This is a genomic window from Robertmurraya dakarensis (assembly GCF_900156875.1).
In the GTDB taxonomy this organism is placed as follows: Bacteria; Bacillota; Bacilli; order Bacillales; family Cytobacillaceae; genus Robertmurraya; species Robertmurraya dakarensis.
Map to the genome: position 1 here is coordinate 448,511 of NZ_LT707408.1, position 21,391 is coordinate 469,901.

Consider the following 21,391-nt stretch of genomic DNA (forward strand, 5'->3'; position numbering starts at 1 on the left):
TCCCCCTCGTATAGTACTAGTAAGAGCTCTTTCTAGAAGAATTTCCAGTTGATCCGGATCCTCTAAAATTCACTCTAGATTCCTATAGGTTATCAAGGTTAGCCTTTCGGCTTCCCCATCTTAAATATTTTAGTTTTACCCTTGTTTCACCCACCTGATGGGGAAGCCGAGGTAAAGTTCAAACTATCAATAATAGATTAATGTGTTGTTCTTATTTCGCAGGGGGATAGTTTCCCTACTGCTTCTTTGAAATGCCTTTAACTGAATATCGAGAAATGGCGGAGAATGGAGGAAGCTCCAGCGTTTTACTCCGTCATTTTTTTATAGCGTTCATAGACCTGCTCATGGGACAATGGAACCGACAGGATCGTATCAGGATATTGCTTCTCCCCCTTGCGGACACTTTGGTGTACTGCTTCATAAGCCTGCTACCCATGGTTCATTATTGAAGGTCTAACCACTGGTTGCGCCGCCGTAAAAGAAGTGAGTGTAGCGCTCATGATGGACTTCTTTTCTTTGAGTGCTGATGACGAGGAAGACATCGATGATTCCCGTGGGCACCCAGGTCTGAACGTTCTTGATTAACTTACATACTGGAGGTGATTGGTATGTCACAAATGCTTGTTGGTGTAGATGTAAGCTTGAAGTCCCATCATGTCCATTTCATGAAGGAGGACGGGTCCACACTCGCCGACTTTTCTGTTTCTAATGATCAAACCGGGGCCGAAACCCTGATCAAACGAATGCTAGAAACTGCGGAAAAAAGTCAGGCCAACCAATTGAAGATTGGGATGGAAGCCACTGATCTTTACAGTTGGCACCTTGCCCATTATCTACAAGACCAAATGAAAGGCTATGAACCTAAGTTTCAAGCCTCTATCTACGTACTAAATGCGAGAAAAGTCGCTCGTTTCAAAAAAGGGTATGATTCTCTTGTAAAAAACGATCGCATAGATGCCTGGGTCATCGCTGACCACTTGCGCTTTGGCCGACTGCCAGCCCAAATGAAAGATGCCATACAATATGAAGCTCTTCAGCGCTTAACGCGAACAAGGTTTCATTTTATGCGGGAGATTGCCCGAAATAAAACGTATTTCCTTAACCAGCTCTTTTTAAAGTTCAGTGGACTGAGACAGGATAATCCATTTTCAGATAAATTCGGAGCTACGAGTATGGCTGTCATGGAGGAACTAGAGCCCGAAACGATCGCTGAAATGAGCCTCGAGGAACTCGTCGAGTTCCTGCAAGATAAAGGAAAAAACCGATTTGAAAAGCCAGAGGAAATCGCAAAATACCTTCAAAAGTTGGCTAGATCATCTTACCGGCTGAATAAGGCTATGCAGGACCCCGTAAATATTTCGATGTCTGTTACTTTAAGTACCATTCAACATATCGAGTCACAGGTAAAGCGTCTGGATAAAGAAATTGCCAAGTTAATGAAAGGCATACCGCAAACCCTAACGTCTGTAAAAGGAATTGGAGACGTTTATGCGGCAGGGTTGATAGCTGAAATTAGCGATATAAAGCGATTTAAAGATCATCATGCCTTAGCGAAATATGCAGGTTTGGTATGGAACCAGAACCAATCAGGCGAATTCGAATCCCAGGAAACGGCTAGAATGAGGACAGGTAATAAATACCTGCGTTACTACCTTATTCAAGCTGCCGATAAGATCCGAAAGTACGACTCTGAATATAAAGCTTTTTACACAAAGAAGTACGATGAAGTTCCAAAACATAAACACAAACGCGCTCTCGTCTTAACCGCAAGAAAACTGGTACGATTGGTGTTTTCGCTACTACGCACCAATCAGTTGTACACACCACCCGAAAGGAGAGATTAAAACTTCTCATTCACACCCTTTCAAACACCCAGCTTCACACTTGAAAGTATTGGTAAAAAATTGAAAATAGTGTGAGGTTTATTAGGTATACTCTTTTTTAAACACTTTTCAATGAAAGACAATATTAATTTCCAATTCATTGAATTTTAGTGCTTGACATATTACCACTGGGCTTTAAATGAAGTAAAAACATAGACTTCCGCCAACACAACCGATCACCATACCAACGATTACATCTGATGGATAATGAAGGCCCAGATAGATTCTAGATATACCAACGAATATTCCTATTGGGATTAAAATTGTGGATAGGATTGGTAAAAATAGAACGAACGGGATGATCACTGAAAAAATCGCTGTTGTATGTCCAGAAGGAAAAGAATGATCACGTAATGGTTTTTCAGGGAACATTGTTTTTTCTAGTTTTATATAAGGTCGTTGTCTTGGGAAAAATCTTTTGCAAAAGAAAACGGGAACATGACTTAGTGCGAGTGCGGCAGCGCTTGCAAGGGCTGTTATTCTAGTTTGACTAGAAGTAATCAAAATCAGGAATAGGACAGCGGATATGGTGAACAATGCCCCGCCAAGATTGGTAATCATACTGAAAAAGCAATTCATATATTTGTTCTTAAAATATCGATTTATTTTGCGGAATAGCTGGCATTCATAGTTATAGCAAGTGAGCAGTAGTCTCGTCATAGGTTTTCTCCTTAGCATTTAGGCTGGCTTGATCTGCGTGTTTCTTAATAATTGGCGGTCTGCCAATTGATATATAAGTAATATTGTGATTTTGAATATCCTTTAGAGAGTAGCAATTCCTCCCATCAATGACGATCGCTGTTCTCATGTATTTCTCATAAATATCTAAGGAGGCATGTTTGATTTCGTTCCATTCTGTGGCAATAATCGCTGCATCAGCATTTTGAAGGGCACTCTCGATGGTTACGGCATATTGAATGGAATTCCCTAAATGTTGTAATGTATTTGGCAGTGCAGCAGGGTCAAAGGCTGTAACCGCCGCACCTTCCTTTTGTAATTCATGAATGATGGTTAGTGAAGCGGCCTCACGGATATCATCTGTATTAGGCTTAAATGAAAGACCTAGTAAAGCGATCTTTTTTCCTTTAAGCGAAGATAGTAACTCCTTTGCTTTTCTGACAGGGAGTGACTGTTGTCTGTTATTAACTTGAATGACTGCTTGCAGGAGATCAAATGGGTGTTGAACATTTCCGGCAAGCTGAACGAGTGCCTGGGTGTCTTTTGGAAAACAAGATCCTCCATAACCAATTCCTGACTGTAAGAAATGTGGTCCGATTCGTTTATCGGAACCAATTCCTTTTGTTACTTCCTCTATATTTGCACCGATTTTTTCACAAATAGCAGCAATTTCATTAATAAAGCTAATTTTCGTTGCTAGGAAAGCGTTTGAGGCGTATTTAATCATTTCAGCGCTCTTTATATCCGTTTTGATACATGGAATACCTAACGGTAGATAGATACTTTCTATCGTAGAGGCTGCTTCCGTGCTGCTTGCACCAATCACAATTCGGTCGCCGTTAAAAAAGTCTGTCATGGCACATCCTTCTCTTAGAAATTCGGGATTAGAAACAACGTCAATCCGAACATCCGGGGGTTTTCTTTCATGAATGAGGCGTTGTATTTTATCATTAGTCCCCACAGGAACAGTGCTTTTCGTACATATAATACAATCTCTTTTTATATATTGTGGAATGGTCTCGGCTGCTTTCATAATGAAATCTAAATTAACGGTGCCATCGTGTTTTTGAGGTGTACCGACGGCAATGTAAATAATTTCGGCTTTTCTATAGGCGGTGTCAGGGCTTATCGTGAAGTGCAGCCGTCCGTTATCTAAGTGCTTTTCAAGCAGGGGTTCCAGACCTGGTTCGTAAATGGGGGATCGACCTCTTTTAAGCATTTCAATTTTTTCTTCATTCACGTCTATACAGATGACTTCATGCCCCAATTCAGCTAAACAAACACCTGTTACTAATCCAACATATCCTGCTCCAGTAACGGCAATGTTCATGTAATCCCTCCAATAAGGAAATAATCTGACAACTACATTGTACGAAAGAAACCTTAACGCAATCTTGACCCAGTGTTAAGACGGTGTAAAATGTTTGTATAAAAGGGGATTAGGTACCGGATTAGGTACCAGGTACCGCGAAAGGACATTTGTCCTTTTTGAGCGTACACTATATTACATACCAGAAAGAGGAACGATACTATGTATTTGACGATAAAGGAAGCGGCAGAATATTTATCTATTACAGAAGAAGCGGTGCAGTCTCTTATTCAGACAAAGCGTATACGTGCGGTTTTTGATGGAGAAAGTTATCTGATTAATAAGGAACAATTCAATACGCACTTGAAACAAGTAGAAAAATACAAAGAATTAATAGAAGAAATTCTTAACGAGCCAATCCCCGAAGACCGAGACATAAAAGATGAAGACTAAGTGTCTTTTTAAGGTACCAGGTACCGCCCGTGGACAAAAATGGGAAAGTGTCTTTTTGAGGTACCAGGTACCGCCCGTGGACAAAAATGAGAAAGTGTCTTTTTAGGGTACCAGGTACCGGGGGGTGAATGTTAGAATAGGGGATGTCTGAGTGAATGTCAGCATGGAAAGGGGTTCTAGGGATGAAGCAGCTTTCAATTACTTCTCTTTTAGATGTCATCGGTGAGTTATTTTCAGATGAAATTTCTCTTGCGGTATCAAATACTAGTGAGTATATTTATTATCGTCCGAGTAAACGAATTGATTTAAAAATTAAGCCAGGCGATCCTGTCAAGAAAGGGACGATTGCGCATAAGGCTTTAACATCAAAACAAAAGGTATCAGAGTTCATAGATAAAGAGATTTATGGAATTCCTTATCATGGAATGGCTGTGCCTTTTTCGAATACTGATGAAATTGAAGGGTGTGTAACGGCTATCTATCCTGCCTTAACGAATGGGAAATCAGTCGTTACCATAAAGACTTTAGATGGTTGGAAGCCAATTCCATTTTCTGACGTTATCTACATAGAAGCAAAGGACAGAAAGACACATGTTATTTCGGAGTCGATCTCCGGTACACATAAATATTCTTTGCAGGAATTTGAATATACATTGCCAAAGGATTCCTTCATTCGATGTCACCGATCTTTTATTGTAAACGTCAACCATATTAAAGAAATATACCCGGATAGTCACTCAACCTTTATGCTCGCTATGAAAAATGAAACGAGAATTTCTGTAAGTCAGTCTTATTCGAGTTACTTTCGAAAATTATTAGGTTTCTAACATTCTTCCTCATCATCAAAATTTTCTGTTTCGTTCGAAATTTTACTAATTCTGTCCTGCTCTCCTAATATTCTGAACTCAATGCGATAAAATAAAAATAAAACGCAAAACTTGGAAAGAGGGATGGGAAATGAACAACAACTATGAACGCATTAAAGATCAGCGGCTATTAAATTGTGTTGTATCAGCAGAGGAAGCAGCGTCTTGGATACAAGATGGCATGACTTTAGGGTTAAGCGGATTTACTCGAGCTGGCGATGCAAAAGCAGTTCCATTTGCCTTAGTAAAAAGAGCAGAACATGAAAAGTTTAAAGTTAATGTTTATACTGGAGCATCATTAGGATCTGATATAGACAAGGAGTTTGCTGAAGCGGGCATTATCAACAAGCGTCTTCCTTTCCAGGCAGATCCAACGATGAGGAAGAAGATAAATGAAGGGGAATTATTCTTTATTGATCAACATCTATCTCACAATGCGGAATGGGTACGTGCAGGAGTACTAGATACTATTGATTTCGCAATTGTGGAAGCGGTTTCTATAACTGAAGATGGAATGATCATCCCGACAACTTCAATTGGAAATTCATATGTTTTCACAGAGCATGCGAAAAATATAATTGTAGAAATAAACATGAGCCAGCCTGAATTACTAGAAGGAATTCATGACTTATACGATCCAGGGAAACAGGGTGAGCGAAATCCAATTCCACTAACGAAAGCAGGAGATCGAATTGGAACGCTTGGAATTCCTGTAGATCCTAGTAAAGTTAAAGGAATTGTCTTCACAAATCAGCTTGATTCTCCATCAACAATTGTAGCGCCTGATGAGGAAACGAAAATTATGGCTGATCATTTAATTAATTTCTTACGTGAAGAAATTAAAGCAGGTCGCTTAACAAACAGTCTAGCACCATTGCAATCTGGGATTGGTTCCCAAGCAAATGCTGTTCTTCACGGTTTAATAGACTCAGAGTTTGAAGATTTAGAGGTTTATTCAGAAGTGCTGCAGGATGCAGTATTTGATTTGATCGATGCTGGAAAAGTAAATGTTGCTTCTTGCTGTTCAATTACACTGTCAGAAGACAAGATGAATCAAGTTTTTTCTAATTTTGAAAAATACCGTGACAAACTAATTATGCGCCCGCAGGAAATTTCAAACCATCCCGAAATTATCCGCCGACTCGGCTTAATTTCTATTAACACCGCATTAGAGTTAGATATTTATGGCAATGTTAACTCCACTCATGTAATGGGTAAAAAGATGATGAATGGAATCGGCGGGTCTGGAGACTTTGCACGTAATGCCCGTTTGGCAATTTTCGTTACGAAGTCTATTGCGAAAAACGGTGACATTTCCAGTATTGTTCCGTTTGTATCCCATGTTGACCATACGGAGCATGATGTTGATGTAATTGTAACTGAACAAGGCTATGCGGATCTGCGCGGATTGGCTCCGAGAGAACGTGTGGAGTTAATTATTCAAAATTGTGCACATCCTATGTACCGTGATCAACTTTGGGATTATTATACAGAAGCGCTTACTTATGGCGGCCAAACGCCACATGTTTTAGAGAAAGCTCTATCATGGCACATCAACTTTGAAAAAAATAAAACGATGAGGCAAACAGTTAACCAAGAAGCCTAACATGAGAGCAATTTACTCACCGTTCATCCCTCACATTAGGGAGGACGGTGAGTTTTTTTTGTAATTGAGGTGTACTAAAACGGGGATAAGATAATTTGATATAATAAGAAAAGTCTATTAATATATTGGAGGTCTAAACATGTCTGTATTAGAAATTATTCGATCTAGAAGAGAGATTACTAGTTTTGAGAACAAAAAAATTCCTGGAGAGCTGCTAGAAAATATTGTGGATGCAGCCTACTACTCTCCTTCTGGAAATAATCTAAACTCCCGTGAGTTCATCCTCGTTCAGAACAGATCAACTCTTGATTATCTTGAAAAAACAACGCCGTATATGAAGTGGTTATCAACAGCACAAGCTGCAGTTGTCGTGACGGGCCGCCCAGATATCAGCAAATATTGGCTCCAAGATGCCTCAATTGCATGTGGGTATGTGTGGTTGACTGCAACCGATCTAGGGTTAGGAGTTGGTTTTGGCGCTGTATACCATTCTGAAGACCAGGAGGAATCAGAAAATAGAGAGAAGCATGTCAGAAAAGAGTTAGGACTTCCGGATGATCGACGGGTTGTGGCGATTCTAGGCTTGGGATATCCGGCAGAAAAACCAAAAGAAAAGAAATTGCTAAAAAGAAATGAAACGATATTTTTCGAGAAATTCCGACAATAATGAGGGTTTTTTGCTGTAACTGATCATTATTGAAAAAAACTAAGGTAGGATAGTTTTGTTTCTAAATAAAATAATAGTTTTTAACGGTTGATTCATTATGATTTTAAGAACTAAATACACTAGTTCGTGGATATCTAACCAATCGTGAAGTTCATTAAGATTATCCTAGTATAATAAAAATAATCAAAAAAATAATAAAATTCGGTAGATAAATAGAAAAAAGATGTTATAATATATCTAATCTTGTAAAATAATCTGACAATTAGGGGGACAACAAAGTGTTTAAAAAGAGAAATTTATGGCTTGTACCTTTCCTGTTTTTAAGTCTTGTATTAGCGGGCTGTGGAGGCGGAACAGAAACAAGCAGCGAGGGAGATTCATCATCAGACAACGGTGGTAGCAATGATGGAAAAACTTATAACTTGAAGGCAGGTCACTCATTGCCAGAGAACCATCCTTACCAATTAGCATTAGTAGAATTGGCTGAAAAAGTAGAGGAACGTACAGAAGGACAAGTAAAAATCGAAGTCTTTCCATTAAGTCAGTTAGGTGCAGAGAGAGAGTTAACAGAGGCACTTACATTAGGAACAGCTGATTTGTCAATTTCGTCTACAGCACCAATTGCAAACTTCTATCCACAAATTGGAATTGTTGATTTACCATTTTTATTTGAATCAAGAGAGCATGCTTTCAATGTATTAGATGGTGAAGTTGGTCAAGAATTACTAGCTGGCTTAGAGGATGTTGGTATCGTTGGAGTTGAATGGGGAGAAAATGGGTTCCGCCACATCACTAACAGTACACATCCAATTACAAAGCCTGAAGACTTAAAAGGCGTAAAAATTCGTACACAAGAAAACCCAATCCACTTAGACGCATTTACAGCACTAGGAGCACAACCAACTCCTATGGCTTGGAATGAAGCACTAACAGCACTACAACAAGGTGTTGTTGATGCACAGGAAAATCCAATTGTTGTTGCAGATACGTACAAGCTTCATGATGCAAATCAAAAGTATATGACATTAACTGGACATCTATTCTCACCAGCAGTCCTTATGTTCAGCAAAACAGTTTGGGACTCATTCCCTGCTGATATCCAAGAGATTCTTCTTGAAGAAGGTAAAGCAGCAATGCAGTTAGAACGCGAATTAAGTGTTAAAGCGGATGAAGATTCTTTACAAATTGTTAAAGACAATGGAATTGAAGTCATTGAAGAAGTGGATGTAGCTCCATTCCGTGAAGCGATTCAATCTGTCTACGAAAAGTATGAAGGTGAGTTTGGCAAAGACAAAATTGAGGCGATTTTAAACACTAAATAACACAAATGAAAACTTGGCGGGTGTACGGTTAGCTAGATCGTACACTAACCAAGTTTTTTAAAACTAAGGAGAATCTAAAGTGGCGAAAAGGTTATTAGATATCATCAATGGCGTAATCAAATGGGTACTCATTATTATGTTTATTGCTATGGTTATTGTTGTATTTTTGCAGGTACTATTTCGATTCGTCCTTAACCAGCCACTGGCTTGGACGGAGGAAATGGCCAGATATTTACTTGTGTGGCTAACGTTTTTAGGAGCTGGCTATGGTATGAGTGTTAAAGCTCATCCGAGCATAGAATTGCTCTATGAAAAAACGAGTGGTGTAGTCAAAAAGGGATTAACAATTATCTCTGCTGCTCTTATAATCTTCTTCTTCTGGCAAATCATCGACAGCAGCTTAGAATTTATCAGCAGAAGCATGGCACAAAAATCTCCAGCACTTCAAATTCCTATGGGCTATATCTACTACGTTATTCCTATATCAAGTGTACTATTCATTATTAATTTACTTTATGTAACCATCTCAGAATGGAGAAAGGGGGCGAGTAGTTGATGGCGTGGTTGTTATTTGGATTATTGATTGCTTTATTTATTATTAACATTCCAGTCGCAGTAGCGCTAGGGCTGGCTTCGATGCTTGTCTTAATGGTTCAAGACAGTGTTCCTTTAATGGTTGTCGTTCAAAAAATGTTCACATCAACTGACTCGTTTTCTCTAATGGCGGTTCCTTTCTTCGTTTTAGCTGGGAAGCTTATGGAAACAGGCGGAATTTCACAAAGATTAGTAGACTTTGCTAGTACGATTGTGGGACGCTTTCATGGCGGTTTAGCGATTGTATCCATTGTAGCCTGTATGTTTTTTGCTGCAATTTCTGGGTCGGCTGCAGCAACAACTGCTGCCGTAGGGGCAATATTAATTCCAGCGATGACACAGCGCGGATATGATAAAGGTTTCTCAACGGCTATACAAGCTGCCGGAGGTACAATTGGGGTTATGATTCCGCCAAGTGTACCGTTGATCCTATATGGTGTTATTGCGGGCGCTTCCATTGGCGACCTGTTCATCGCAGGTATCGCACCGGGAATGTTTGTTGGAATTACCCTTATTATCGTCGCTTATTTTATCTCAAGAAAACGAGGATATGGAAAAGGAGAGAAGAGTTCGTTAAAGGAAATTGTCGTCTCTTTTAACAAGGCGATTCTTGCTATCTTAATGCCAGTTATTATCCTCGGGGGTATATACGGGGGGATTTTCACCCCGACAGAAGCATCGGTTGTAGCTGTTGTATACGGATTAATTGTAGGTCTTATTATTTATCGAGAGATTAAGCTGAAGGATCTTCCGGAAATCTTTATTTCATCAGCGGTCACTTCGGCCGTTATTATGTTTATTATTTCCTGTGCATCTATATTCGGTTTCCTATTAACAAGGGAACAAATTCCTTTGCAGCTATCCGAGGCGATGTTAAGTATTACAACAAATCCAATCTTTATTATTATCATAATTAATATCATCTTGTTAATTGTTGGTACTTTCTTAGAAACAGCGGCTGCTATTGTAATTCTAGCACCAATTTTAGTTCCTATTGCAACGGCAGCTGGTATGGATCCTGTTCATTTCGGGATTGTCATGGTTGTTAACCTTGCAATTGGGATGATCACACCACCAGTTGGCATTAACTTGTTCGTGGCTTCTAACATTGCCAATTTAAGATTGGAAAAAGTCATTCGTGCGATTGTTCCATTTATTATCATCCTAATCGTCGATGTCTTATTATTAAGCTTTATACCATCCATCAGTTTGTTTTTACTAGATTAATATAGAAGGTGAAAGAAATGTATAACGATTTATTAGCGATTATTGGAGACTCAGAACGTGTTAGTGTCAATGAAACAGTTCTCCGAAACCATAGTGGTGGTACTTCCTATCATCAAAAGAAAAATCCGGATATCGTTGTGTTTCCGAGATCTGAACAAGAAGTTGTTGAGATTGTCAAATACGCAGCTAATAATCGTATCCCAATTGTTCCTTTTGGAGCGGGAAGCAGTATTGAAGGTCATTTAACCCCTTTAAAAGGAGGAATCAGCCTTGACTTCACATTAATGAATGAAGTCATCGCTGTTCATCCTGAAGATTTTGTTGTAAAAGTGCAGCCGGGTGTAACCAGAACACAGCTTAATAAGCATCTGAAAAAATACGGCTTGTTTTTCCCAATCGATCCGGGTGCGGATGCGACCGTGGGAGGGATGACTGCGACAAATGCAAGTGGAACGAATGCTGTTCGCTATGGAACGATGAAGCATAATGTATTAGGTCTAAAAGTGGTGATGGCTGATGGAAGCCTCGTATCAACAGGGGGAGAAGTTGTTAAATCATCAGCTGGATATAATTTAACAGAGTTAATGGTTGGATCGGAAGGGACATTGGGGGTTTTTACTGAAATCACGTTGAAGCTGTATGGAATTCCAGAGGCCACCATTGATGCAAAAGCAACGTTTGAAAGTGTCGAAGCTGCCGCAAAAGCCGCTGAGCTAGTTCTTCAGGCGGGAGTAGATATCGGTAAGATTGAGTTAGTCGATGCGCATACAATTTTAGCGGTAAATACCTATAACGGAACCGAATTTGAAGAAACTCCAACATTATTTATGGAATATAGCGGAACGAAGGAAGCTACAGAGCATGGAATCGCTTTGATTAAGGAATTAATGGAGGATTCCGGTGCTATAACATTTAAAGCTGAGACCGACTCATTGAAACGTGCCCAGCTTTGGGAAGCGCGTCATCATGCAGCGCTGTCAATTGTCGGAATGAAACCTAAGGGCCAGCTTGTATCCACTGATGTATGTGTACCGATTTCAGAATTAGCTGTTTCTATTAAATATGGCAGAGAAATGCTGGAAGAGTACAAACTTGACGGTGCAATTCTGGGCCACGTTGGTGATGGAAACTTTCATGTGGTGATGGGACTGAATCCAGATGATGAAGACGAGATGCAGCGTTTTTATGATATGCATGACAAGATTGTTCAGTTTGCAATCTCTCATAGAGGGACTTGTACTGGCGAGCATGGGATTGGATCCGGAAAGATGAATTACTTGAAAAAGGAAAAAGCTACCGCGCTTCCAATCATGAGAGCTATTAAAGTGGCGCTAGATCCTGATAATATACTTAATCCAGGAAAAATTGTAGAACGATAGGAGTTAATAATATGACGAAAAGAATTGCCGTTTTACCAGGTGATGGAGTTGGAATCGAAGTAGTTGATGAAGCAGTAAAGCTATTAAACTTGCTTAATGAACTAGATCCTGAATTAAAATTCGAGTTTGATCATTTTGATTGGAGCAGTGAGTATTATTTAAAGCATGGAAAAATGATGCCGGATAATGCTCTGGATGTTTTAAAAGAATATGATGCAATACTATTCGGGGCCATTGGTGACAAACGGGTACCTGATGACGTAACGGTATGGGAGTTAATCATGCCAATCCGCAAGAACTTCAATCAGTATATTAATCTCCGTCCTGTGAAATTATTGAAAGGTGTTGCAAGCCCGCTTGCTAGAGATGCTCCAATTGATTTTGTCATTGTCCGTGAAAATGCGGAAGGTGAGTATTCCAACAGTGGTGGTAGATTGTACCCGTCAACAGAAGAAGAAATTGCGATCCAAAATACGGTCATCACCCGTAAAGGTACAGGAAAAGCTGCGAAGTTTGCATTTGATTATGCTGCAAAGTATGGAAAGAAATCTGTTACAAGTGCAACGAAATCAAACGCAATCATTCATTCTATGAAATTATGGGATGATGCCGTTAATGAAGTGGCTGCACAATATCCATCTATTGAGCTGGACAGCTATTATATTGATGCATTAGCTGCTTATTTTGTTTCAAGGCCGCATGACTTCGAAGTGGTTGTCGCTTCAAATCTATTTGGAGATATCTTAAGTGATTTAGGTTCTGCTGTGGTTGGGGGATTAGGTCTATCACCATCTGCTAATTTAAATCCTGATGGAGAGTTCCCTTCGATGTTTGAACCAGTTCATGGATCTGCTCCAGATATTGCTGGACAAGGAATTGCCAATCCGATTGCGCAAATATGGTCTGCAGCACTTATGCTTAACCATTTAGGCAGAGAAGATTTAGGTGAAGTAGTCGTTGCAGCAATTGAAGATGTGTTAACGAAGGGTGAAGTTCGAACACCGGATCTTGGTGGTCAATCTACAACAAGTGAAATGGGATCTGCTATTCGTGAGGCAGTCCAAAAACAACTAGTGAAAGAAGGGTAATGTAAATGCGATTAGAGAATGAAGTATTTGTATTAACTGGTGCCAGCGGTGGTATGGGAAGAGAAACAGTCAATCGGTTTTTAGAAGAAGGGGCATTTGTGGCCGCACTTGACCTGAATGTCGACAGCATTGAAAAAACAGACCGTCTTCTTCCTATTGCGGTTGATTTGACGAAGGAAGAGGAAGTAGCGAAGGCTTTTACAGAGATTAACGATACATTTGGCCGCATCACTGGTCTTGTTAATATTGCAGGTATTGCACAGCCTGCCACGCCAATTGAAGAAGTAACATTAAAAGAATGGGAGAAGATTATGAGTGTTAATGCAACTGCTCCTTTTCTTACTTGCCGTGAAGTGACTCCTTATTTGAAAAAACAAGGAGAAGGGGTTATTATCAATATCTCTTCCATTTCGATGGTTAGACCTCGTCCAGGCTTGAATGCATACGTTGCTTCAAAAGGAGCTGTAGTGTCATTCTCTCAGGCATTGGCGATTGAATTAGCTCAATACGGAATTCGAGTAAATGTAGTGAATCCAGGTCCTGCTGACACCAATATGTTAGGTCAATTTTCAGCGAAAGATGCGGATATTGAAGCAACAAAGGACACCATTTTCAAGAAAAGTGTTCCATTAGGCAAACTAGTTCAACCGATTGATATCGCCAACTCTCTTGTCTATCTTTGTTCTAAAGAAGCAGCGATCGTAACAGGCTCCGTTCTAAACGTAGACGGCGGAAGGGGGATTTAATCTGTGAAAACATCTGATGTTCAGACAATTGGAAGCTATATCGGCGGGAAGTGGGTTGTACCCAATAAAGAAAATTTAATTGAAGTGAAAAATCCAGCTGATGGTTCAACATTGGCGTATACACCTAGAGGGGATAAAGCTGAAATTGATGCAGCAATTTCAGCTGCTAAAACGGCATTCGCCTCTAAGGAATGGAAAGGGATGGAGCCGTATACGCGTGGTAAAATTTTGTTCCAAGCAGCTGGAATTATTCGCGACAATAAAGAAGAACTAGCGAAGTTAGAAACCTTAAATGTAGGTAAACCATTATCTCAGGCAGAGACGGATGTTGAAATTGCAGCTCGCTATTTTGAATATTATGCTGGCGTTGCTGATAAAATCATGGGTGAAACAATTCCAATCGGCCCTGGAGTGATCGACTATGTGGTTCGCGAACCGATTGGCATTGTCGGCCATATCATTCCATGGAATTATCCGATTCAAATTGCAGCAAGAAGCATTGCCGTGTCATTAGCAACGGGTAATGCAGCTGTCTTAAAGCCTGCGGAAGATACTCCGCTCTCAACACTAAAGTTAGTTGAAGTGTTAGAAGCATTGCCGCTGCCAAAAGGAATTATCAATGTCGTAACAGGTTACGGATATGAGGCGGGTTCAGCTCTTTCCAGCCATCCAGATGTAAATCATATTACTTTCACAGGTTCAGTAGAAACTGGAAAAAGAGTCATGGAAGCTGCTGCACAAAATATTGTTCCGGTTACACTTGAGCTCGGCGGTAAGTCTCCGAATATCGTGTTTTCAGATTGTAACGAGGAGAATGCTCTTGAGTGGGTTCTTCGTTCGATTGTTCAAAATGCAGGTCAAACATGTTCTGCTGGTTCACGCTTAGTCATTGAAAAATCTTATAAAGACCAGTTTGTGAAAAAGCTAACAGCTGCGATGGAAAAGCTATCAATCGGACCAGGGATCGAAAATCATGATCTTGGACCAGTGCTATCTCAAAAGCAATTTGAACGAATTTCTGAATTTCTTCAGAAAGCGAAAGATGATGGCATCACGGTTGCTGCTGGCGGTGAACGTGCACAGGTGGAAAACTGTGAAAATGGATATTATCTAAAACCGACTGTGTTTGATGATGTTCCTGCTGATCATCTTCTTGCACAGGAAGAAATCTTCGGACCTGTTCTAACGGTTACAACATTTGAAACGGAAGAAGAAGCAATTTCAATCGCAAATGGAACGCCTTATGGATTAGTAGCAGGTGTTTGGACGGAAAATGCAGGAAGAGCACACCGTATTGCGAACGAACTGCAGTGTGGACAAGTATTCATCAACCATTACGGTGCAGGTGGAGGAATTGCCATGCCGTTTGGCGGTTACAAAAAGAGCGGCTTTGGCCGGGAAAAAGGATTAGAAGCCCTAAAGAACTATACGCAAGTTAAGAACGTCTCATTGAAATATTAAGGTGTAGAGAGAACCAAAGCTTTTTGAGGCTTTGGTTCTTTTTGTTAAGATGGTATTCTTTATCTATAATATGGATTCATTATAAAAAAATAGATCGTTATAAAAGAGTAATAGATGGAGGTCTGAGAAATGATTAGCATTAATCAAATCATCTTACACCGTGTCATGATGAAATTGAATGATCCGTTTGTTACTAGCTTCGGATCGATTCAAGACAAAGAGTTCTTTATTATCGAAATGATTGATGAGGACGGATACCGCGGTTTTGGGGAATCGGTTGCTTTTTCGAGCCCATGGTATACGGAAGAAACAGTTAAAACAAATGAACATATTATGACGGATTTTTTAATACCGCTACTGTTACAAGCACCGCTTAAACATCCTGATGAGGTAACAGAACGTTTCTCGCAAATAAGAAGAAATAGTATGGCGAAAGCGGCTTTAGAAGGGGCGGTCTGGGATCTCTACGCAAAGAAGCAAAACAAAAGTCTTGCTAATAGCCTTGGCGGTACAAAAGAGAAAATCGATGTCGGGATTAGCATTGGAATTCAACCGACAGTAAAAGATTTATTGAATGTTATTGATACATATATGGCTGAAGGATATAAAAGAATAAAAGTGAAAATCAAACCTGGCTGGGATGTGGAGGTGTTAAAGGAAGTTAGAAAGCACTTTCCGGACGTTCCCTTAATGGCAGATGCCAACTCCGCTTATACGCTAAATGATATCCAACACTTAAAAAAACTCGATGATTTGAACTTAATGATGATTGAGCAGCCTTTAGGTCATGATGATATTATCGATCATGCCAAACTGCAAGCGGAACTGATCACCCCGGTCTGTCTTGATGAAAGCATCCATTCCTTTGAGGATGTAAAAACGGCAGTCGAACTCAGAAGCTGTAAAATCATAAATGTGAAGATTGGACGTGTGGGTGGACTAACGGTTGCTAAAAAAATCAATGATTATTGCAAGCTTCACGACATTTCAATTTGGTGCGGGGGGATGCTGGAAGCGGGTGTTGGCCGGGCTCATAATATTGCGATAACAACACTTGACCAATTTGTTCTGCCAGGTGATACGGCGGGGTCGAAACGCTATTGGCAGCATGACATAATAGAACCAGAAGTAACGGTAGAAAACGGGATCATTAACGTGCCAAATAAGCCAGGCATCGGTTATAACATCAATCGAAAAATCCTGCAATCTAGCACAATTGAAAAAAAAGTCTTCAATAATAAATAACCAGAAGAGAGTGGTAGATCAAATTTCTACTGCTTTTTTTATGCAGCGTGAAAAGCACTTTACTATTTTAGCATATTAGTTAATGAAAGAATTTTTATTGCATATGAATACAAAGACCGATATAATCATATCAGAATATATAGAAAATTTTTAATGTACAAAGGATTCTATTTTTAAAAGGGGAGGATTTACAGTGAAAAAGTTAATGTACATTACGATGATGGCCTTTGTCTTGATGCTTGCAGCTTGCGGCTCAAGTAATACTGGCACAGAGGCTGAGAACGAAGGGGAATCAGCTAGTATTGAAGAAAAAAAGACTCTTCGCATTGTAACTGATGCAGCTTATGCACCAATGGAATATTTGGAAGGTGATAAGGTTGTTGGATTTGATATTGATCTTATAAAAGCTGTAACAGAAGAAGCGGGGTATGAAGCTGAAATTGTTCATGTAGGCTGGGATCCAATTTTCGTAGAGATAGAAGGGAAAACAGCAGATCTTGCTATTTCTTCAATTACGATCAATGATGATCGAAAGCAGACATATGATTTCTCTGTACCATATTATTTATCGACAAATAAGATTTTAGTACCTGCTGACAGCGAAGTGAAAAGCGGGGCAGATTTAAAGGATAAAATAGTGGCAGTTCAAAATGGTACAACTGGTCAAGAAGTTGCAGAAGCGATTTTAGGCGTTAATAGTCCAAATGTAAAAAAGTTTGAAAATAACAATCTCGCTATTCAAGAACTTTTGAGCGGCGGTGCAGATGCTGTTATTGCGGATAATACGGTAGTTGAATATTATGCAAAAATGAATCCTGATAAGAATTTAACTGTTTTAACAGACGACAGCTTCGATGCAGAATACTATGGTGTTATGTTCCCGAAAGGCAGCGAATTAGCAGCTGAGTATGATAAGGCGATTAATGCTATTTTTGAGAATGGGAAATATGCTGAAATCTATAAAGAATGGTTTGGAGCAGAACCAGATGTAGAAAGTTTAAAAGCACAACAATAATGATGGGGTAATACGCAGTCTTCATAGGCTGCGTATTTTTTTAAAACTTATTAGATAAAAGTCACAATGATCTGCCAAAACGTACTAAATTGTTCACAAGCATTATGATAAATTTGCGCTAAAATAAAGATGATTAATGTGAATTAATTCACATACAAGAAACAAGTTCGGATATTTTACCCGGAGGGATATGGTTAGAGTGTCATATAGCAAACCAGAGGATATCGCAGCAAGTACCGTAAACTATGGCATCAAAAAGGCTAAATATCCTTTCACAAAAACATTGATTCTTGGTTTCCAAGCTGGTGCCTTTATTGCATTAGGATATTTACTTTATATTCGGGTTACGGCACCGCTATCGGATAGCTTGTCTGGTATTTCTTCTATTTTAGGGGCCTCTGTTTTTCCGATTGGACTGATATTGACGTTGATTGCAGGAGGAGAACTGCTAACAGGCAACATGATGGCGGTTCCGATGGCGAGGTTTGCCAACAAAATTCAAACGAAAGAACTTCTGCAAAATTGGCTGCTGGTGACCATTAGTAATTTTCTTGGTGCCGTCTTTGTCGCTTATTTTTTTGGACATATTGTCGGTTTGACAGAGACAGGGCTGTATTTGGTTAAAACAATCTCTATCGCTGAGCATAAACTTGACGAAACATTCCTTCAGGCCTTTATTTCTGGGATAGGATGTAATTGGCTTGTTGCATTGGCCGTATGGTTATCTTATGGTGCGGATAATATAACGGGTAAAATTTTAGGAATATGGTTTCCGACAATGACTTTTGTTGCGATTGGTTTTCAGCATGTAGTGGCAAATATGTTTGTCATTCCTGCCTCAATATTTGCGGGAGCTTTAACTTGGAGCGATTATATAAGTAACTTTGTCCCCGTTTTCATAGGAAATGCAGTGGGTGGTTCCCTTTTTGTCGCGATGTTATACTGGTTTGCCTATAGTAACAGGCAGCATAGAAAAGAAACTCATAACAATAAAAAGAATCTGAAAGCAGGATAAAATTATCTTAAACAATTAATATATCAAGAAGAAAGGCCATTTATATGCTAATATAATGGCTTTTTTTTGAGTGTTACAATAGATCACATGAACATGCGAATATTTTACTATATTATTGCAAAATATTCGACAAATCGGTATAATAATACATATCAGAAAATAGAGAAAATTAGTAACATATTTTTTAAAGCTATACTAACATAAAAAAAGGGGATTAATTACATGAAAAAGAACTTAAAACTTAGCTTCATGGCGATGCTAGCTTTTATTCTCGTTCTGCTTACTGCATGTGGGTCAAGTGAATCCAGTACAGCTGACAAGGGGACGAGCTCTTCTGATGAAGCTGAAAAGAAGACCATTAAAGTCGTAACAAATGCAGCTTATGCGCCAATGGAATACCTAGAAGGTGATAAAATCGTAGGTTTCGATGTTGATTTTGTTAGAGCTGTGATTGAAGAAGCTGGTTATGAAATGGATCTAGTTAATACTGGATGGGATGGCATTTTTGTGGAAGTAGAGGGAGAGACTGCACAGGTCGGTCTTGGTTCAATCACGATTAATGAAGAAAGACAAGAATCTTATGATTTTTCAGTACCATACTATTTATCAACTATTAAAATATTAGTTCCTGAAGGCAGCGATATTAAGAGTGCAGAAGATTTAAAAGGGAAGGTTGTAGCTGTTCAAAACGGTACAACTGGTCAAGCAGCTGCTGAAAGTGTTCTCGGTAAAGACTATCGAGATATGAAGAAGTTTGAAGATAATAACTTAGCCATTCAAGAGTTGTTAAGCGGCGGTGCTGAAGCGGTTTTGGCTGATAATACAATTGTTGAAGAGTATGCAAAAAACAATCTAGAAAAAAATTTAACTGTAGTGGAAGATGCAGAAGCGTTTGATGCGGAATTTTATGGTTTATTACTGCCAAAAGGAAGTGAGCTTAAACCAGAAATTGATGCAGCAATTAATGCTATTTTTGATAATGGAAAGTATACAGAAATATATAAGGAATGGTTTGGGAATGAACCAAATGTCGAAAAGCTGAAAGAACAGCAATAAGCAATGACGAAGAACGATTAACTCGAATTGCGTAACTCTATAAAACTAGTGTTACGCAATTTTTTTAGAATCACGATGCTCGATTAAAAACTGTCCAGCATATTTGTTCATGTCAGGCAGCTTTCATTTTAGTAGAAAGTGAGGTTACTTTATGGATTTTCGTTTTGATTTGATAGGGGAGTATATGCCCTATTTTATAGAAGGAACTTTTTATACAATTGGAGTTTCTCTTATAGGTATTCTATTAGGTACCATTTTAGGTTTATTAATTGGTTTAGGGAAGATGATGAAAAATAAGGTGCTAGCTTTCCCTTTTAACTTGCATATTGCTTTTTATCGTGGAACACCGTTTTTTGTGCAAATCTATCTTATTCACTTCGGGTTGATTCCGGCACTAATCGGGACAACAAATGGTCTTGTCGCGGGGATTGTTGCGTTAACTCTTAATGCTTCTGCTTATATTGCGGAGATCTTCCGAGCCGGGATTCAATCCATTGATAAAGGACAGATGGAAGCGGCAAGGTCGCTTGGGATGAGCCATGTGCAAGCAATGCGACATATCATTTTACCCCAAGCTTTTAAAAGAATGGTTCCGCCGCTTGGGAATGAATTTATTGTTCTTCTTAAAGAATCTTCCATCTTGGCATTGGTCGCTGTTCCAGAGATCATGTATTGGAGCCGTGCATTCCAAGGGCAATATTATAAGGTATGGGAGCCGTATTTGACAGCAGCCGTCATTTACTTTGTATTAACGATGGTATTGAGCTTCTTACTACGTCGTTTGGAAAAGAGGTTGGCAACTGAATGATTAAAGTAGAAAATCTTAAAAAGCACTTTGGAAATAATGAAGTCTTAAAGGATATTAGTGTAAGTATTAATCCGAAAGAAGTTGTAGTAGTGATTGGCCCATCCGGATCAGGAAAATCTACTTTCCTGAGATGCCTCAATTTATTAGAAACTGTAACAGGGGGACATGTCTATATTGGTGGTGTTGATTTAACGGATAAAAAAACCAATATTAATAAAGTTAGAACGGAAGTAGGGATGGTGTTCCAGCAATTCAATCTCTTCCCTCATAAAACCGTTCTTCAAAATATTATGCTGGCACCTATGACCGTCAAAAACGTCCAACAGGAAAAAGCGAAACAAAAAGCTTTAGAGCTTTTAAGAAAAGTAGGGCTTGAAGATAAGGCAGAAGTATATCCAGATTCATTATCAGGTGGTCAAAAACAGCGTGTTGCTATCGCCCGGGCGCTTGCAATGGAACCCAAAATCATGCTATTTGACGAACCAACTTCAGCCCTCGATCCAGAGATGGTCGGAGAGGTATTAGAAGTAATGAAACAGCTGGCTAAGGAAGGCATGACAATGGTGGTCGTTACTCATGAAATGGGGTTTGCCCGCGAAGTTGGGGATCGCGTTCTGTTCATGGATGGCGGCTATATCGTTGAAGAGAATGTCCCGAAAGAACTGTTTGAAAACCCGCAGCAAGAAAGAACGAAGTCTTTCTTAAGCAAGGTCCTATAATAATAGTAGAAAAACTTCCATCGCTCGATGGAAGTTTTTTTATGCTGTATTCTTAACTACTTCATGATGTTTTTGCTTTGCTGCTAATAGGAGAAGAGCACTCACAAGGAGGATGGCGCTTGTGATATAAAATACCGCTGAGAAACCAAAGTAGCCTGAAACAAATCCACCCATCATTGGTCCGATAATATTCCCAAAAAAGCGTAGGCTCGTATTATAGCCTAATACTTCTCCTTGCATAGCTATAGGGGCTT

21 protein-coding genes are annotated in these 21,391 nt (G+C 39.4%); 18 read left to right on the forward strand and 3 right to left on the reverse strand.

Annotated elements, in window-relative coordinates; translation table 11 throughout:
- The first annotated feature begins 608 nt into the window (after positions 1-608).
- Complete coding sequence (locus CZ487_RS03245; protein ID WP_077210804.1) at positions 609-1,844, forward strand: IS110 family RNA-guided transposase; 1,236 nt, start codon at positions 609-611, stop codon at positions 1,842-1,844.
- A gap of 174 nt (positions 1,845-2,018) precedes the next feature.
- Here CZ487_RS03245 and CZ487_RS03250 read toward each other — a convergent pair whose 3' ends face one another.
- On the reverse strand, positions 2,019-2,543 hold the full coding sequence (locus CZ487_RS03250; protein ID WP_077210805.1) for a phosphatase PAP2 family protein: 525 nt from the start codon (positions 2,541-2,543) through the stop codon (positions 2,019-2,021).
- Positions 2,515-3,891 carry a UDP-glucose dehydrogenase family protein gene (locus CZ487_RS03255; RefSeq protein ID WP_077210806.1) on the reverse strand — a complete coding sequence of 459 codons (1,377 nt, stop codon included), beginning with the start codon at positions 3,889-3,891 and terminating at the stop codon, positions 2,515-2,517. The genes CZ487_RS03250 and CZ487_RS03255 overlap by 29 nt, the downstream gene beginning before the upstream one ends.
- Before the next feature lie 201 nt (positions 3,892-4,092).
- Here CZ487_RS03255 and CZ487_RS03260 point away from each other — a divergent pair, with 201 nt between their 5' ends.
- The 17 genes from CZ487_RS03260 (at position 4,093) to CZ487_RS03340 (ending at position 21,137) form a co-directional block, all read left to right on the forward strand.
- Entirely contained in the window at positions 4,093-4,323 is a 231-nt protein-coding gene (locus CZ487_RS03260; RefSeq protein WP_077210807.1) for an excisionase family DNA-binding protein, read from the forward strand.
- A gap of 182 nt (positions 4,324-4,505) precedes the next feature.
- A complete protein-coding gene (locus CZ487_RS03265) occupies positions 4,506-5,150 on the forward strand; it encodes a LytTR family DNA-binding domain-containing protein (RefSeq protein ID WP_077211837.1) in 645 nt (214 codons plus the stop codon).
- A 130-nt stretch (positions 5,151-5,280) separates the two neighbouring features.
- Complete coding sequence (locus CZ487_RS03270) at positions 5,281-6,795, forward strand: acetyl-CoA hydrolase/transferase family protein (RefSeq protein ID WP_077210808.1); 1,515 nt, start codon at positions 5,281-5,283, stop codon at positions 6,793-6,795.
- Between the two features lie 139 nt (positions 6,796-6,934).
- On the forward strand, positions 6,935-7,462 hold the full coding sequence (locus tag CZ487_RS03275) for a nitroreductase family protein (protein ID WP_077210809.1): 528 nt from the start codon (positions 6,935-6,937) through the stop codon (positions 7,460-7,462).
- Between the two features lie 278 nt (positions 7,463-7,740).
- Positions 7,741-8,784 (forward strand): TRAP transporter substrate-binding protein, encoded by a 1,044-nt coding sequence (locus CZ487_RS03280; protein ID WP_077210810.1) that lies wholly within the window; start codon positions 7,741-7,743, stop codon positions 8,782-8,784.
- A 79-nt stretch (positions 8,785-8,863) separates the two neighbouring features.
- The gene (locus CZ487_RS03285; RefSeq protein WP_237562791.1) at positions 8,864-9,340 is read left to right on the forward strand and encodes a TRAP transporter small permease; all 477 of its coding nucleotides are present in this window, start codon (positions 8,864-8,866) and stop codon (positions 9,338-9,340) included.
- Positions 9,340-10,605 carry a TRAP transporter large permease gene (locus tag CZ487_RS03290; protein WP_077210811.1) on the forward strand — a complete coding sequence of 422 codons (1,266 nt, stop codon included), beginning with the start codon at positions 9,340-9,342 and terminating at the stop codon, positions 10,603-10,605. Before CZ487_RS03285 ends, CZ487_RS03290 begins: the two co-directional genes overlap by 1 nt.
- A 17-nt stretch (positions 10,606-10,622) precedes the next feature.
- Positions 10,623-11,984, forward strand: coding sequence for an FAD-binding oxidoreductase (locus CZ487_RS03295; RefSeq protein WP_077210812.1), 1,362 nt, complete (start codon positions 10,623-10,625; stop codon positions 11,982-11,984).
- 11 nt (positions 11,985-11,995) lie between these two features.
- Positions 11,996-13,072, forward strand: coding sequence for a tartrate dehydrogenase (locus tag CZ487_RS03300; RefSeq protein WP_077210813.1), 1,077 nt, complete (start codon positions 11,996-11,998; stop codon positions 13,070-13,072).
- A gap of 5 nt (positions 13,073-13,077) precedes the next feature.
- Complete coding sequence (locus tag CZ487_RS03305) at positions 13,078-13,818, forward strand: SDR family NAD(P)-dependent oxidoreductase (RefSeq protein WP_077210814.1); 741 nt, start codon at positions 13,078-13,080, stop codon at positions 13,816-13,818.
- A gap of 3 nt (positions 13,819-13,821) precedes the next feature.
- Positions 13,822-15,279, forward strand: coding sequence for an aldehyde dehydrogenase family protein (locus tag CZ487_RS03310; RefSeq protein ID WP_077210815.1), 1,458 nt, complete (start codon positions 13,822-13,824; stop codon positions 15,277-15,279).
- 129 nt (positions 15,280-15,408) lie between these two features.
- On the forward strand, positions 15,409-16,524 hold the full coding sequence (gene menC, locus CZ487_RS03315; RefSeq protein WP_202617779.1) for an o-succinylbenzoate synthase: 1,116 nt from the start codon (positions 15,409-15,411) through the stop codon (positions 16,522-16,524).
- Between the two features lie 193 nt (positions 16,525-16,717).
- Positions 16,718-17,539 carry a basic amino acid ABC transporter substrate-binding protein gene (locus CZ487_RS03320; RefSeq protein WP_077210816.1) on the forward strand — a complete coding sequence of 274 codons (822 nt, stop codon included), beginning with the start codon at positions 16,718-16,720 and terminating at the stop codon, positions 17,537-17,539.
- Between the two features lie 199 nt (positions 17,540-17,738).
- The gene (locus tag CZ487_RS03325; protein WP_077210817.1) at positions 17,739-18,554 is read left to right on the forward strand and encodes a formate/nitrite transporter family protein; all 816 of its coding nucleotides are present in this window, start codon (positions 17,739-17,741) and stop codon (positions 18,552-18,554) included.
- A 222-nt stretch (positions 18,555-18,776) separates the two neighbouring features.
- A complete protein-coding gene (locus CZ487_RS03330; protein ID WP_077210818.1) occupies positions 18,777-19,610 on the forward strand; it encodes a transporter substrate-binding domain-containing protein in 834 nt (277 codons plus the stop codon).
- Positions 19,611-19,761: 151 nt separating this feature from the next.
- Positions 19,762-20,418, forward strand: coding sequence for an amino acid ABC transporter permease (locus CZ487_RS03335; RefSeq protein WP_077210819.1), 657 nt, complete (start codon positions 19,762-19,764; stop codon positions 20,416-20,418).
- Complete coding sequence (locus tag CZ487_RS03340) at positions 20,415-21,137, forward strand: amino acid ABC transporter ATP-binding protein (protein WP_077210820.1); 723 nt, start codon at positions 20,415-20,417, stop codon at positions 21,135-21,137. Before CZ487_RS03335 ends, CZ487_RS03340 begins: the two co-directional genes overlap by 4 nt.
- 39 nt (positions 21,138-21,176) lie before the next feature.
- Here CZ487_RS03340 and CZ487_RS03345 read toward each other — a convergent pair.
- On the reverse strand, positions 21,177-21,391 hold a 215-nt coding region (locus tag CZ487_RS03345), incomplete at its 5' end, for an MFS transporter (RefSeq protein WP_161949595.1).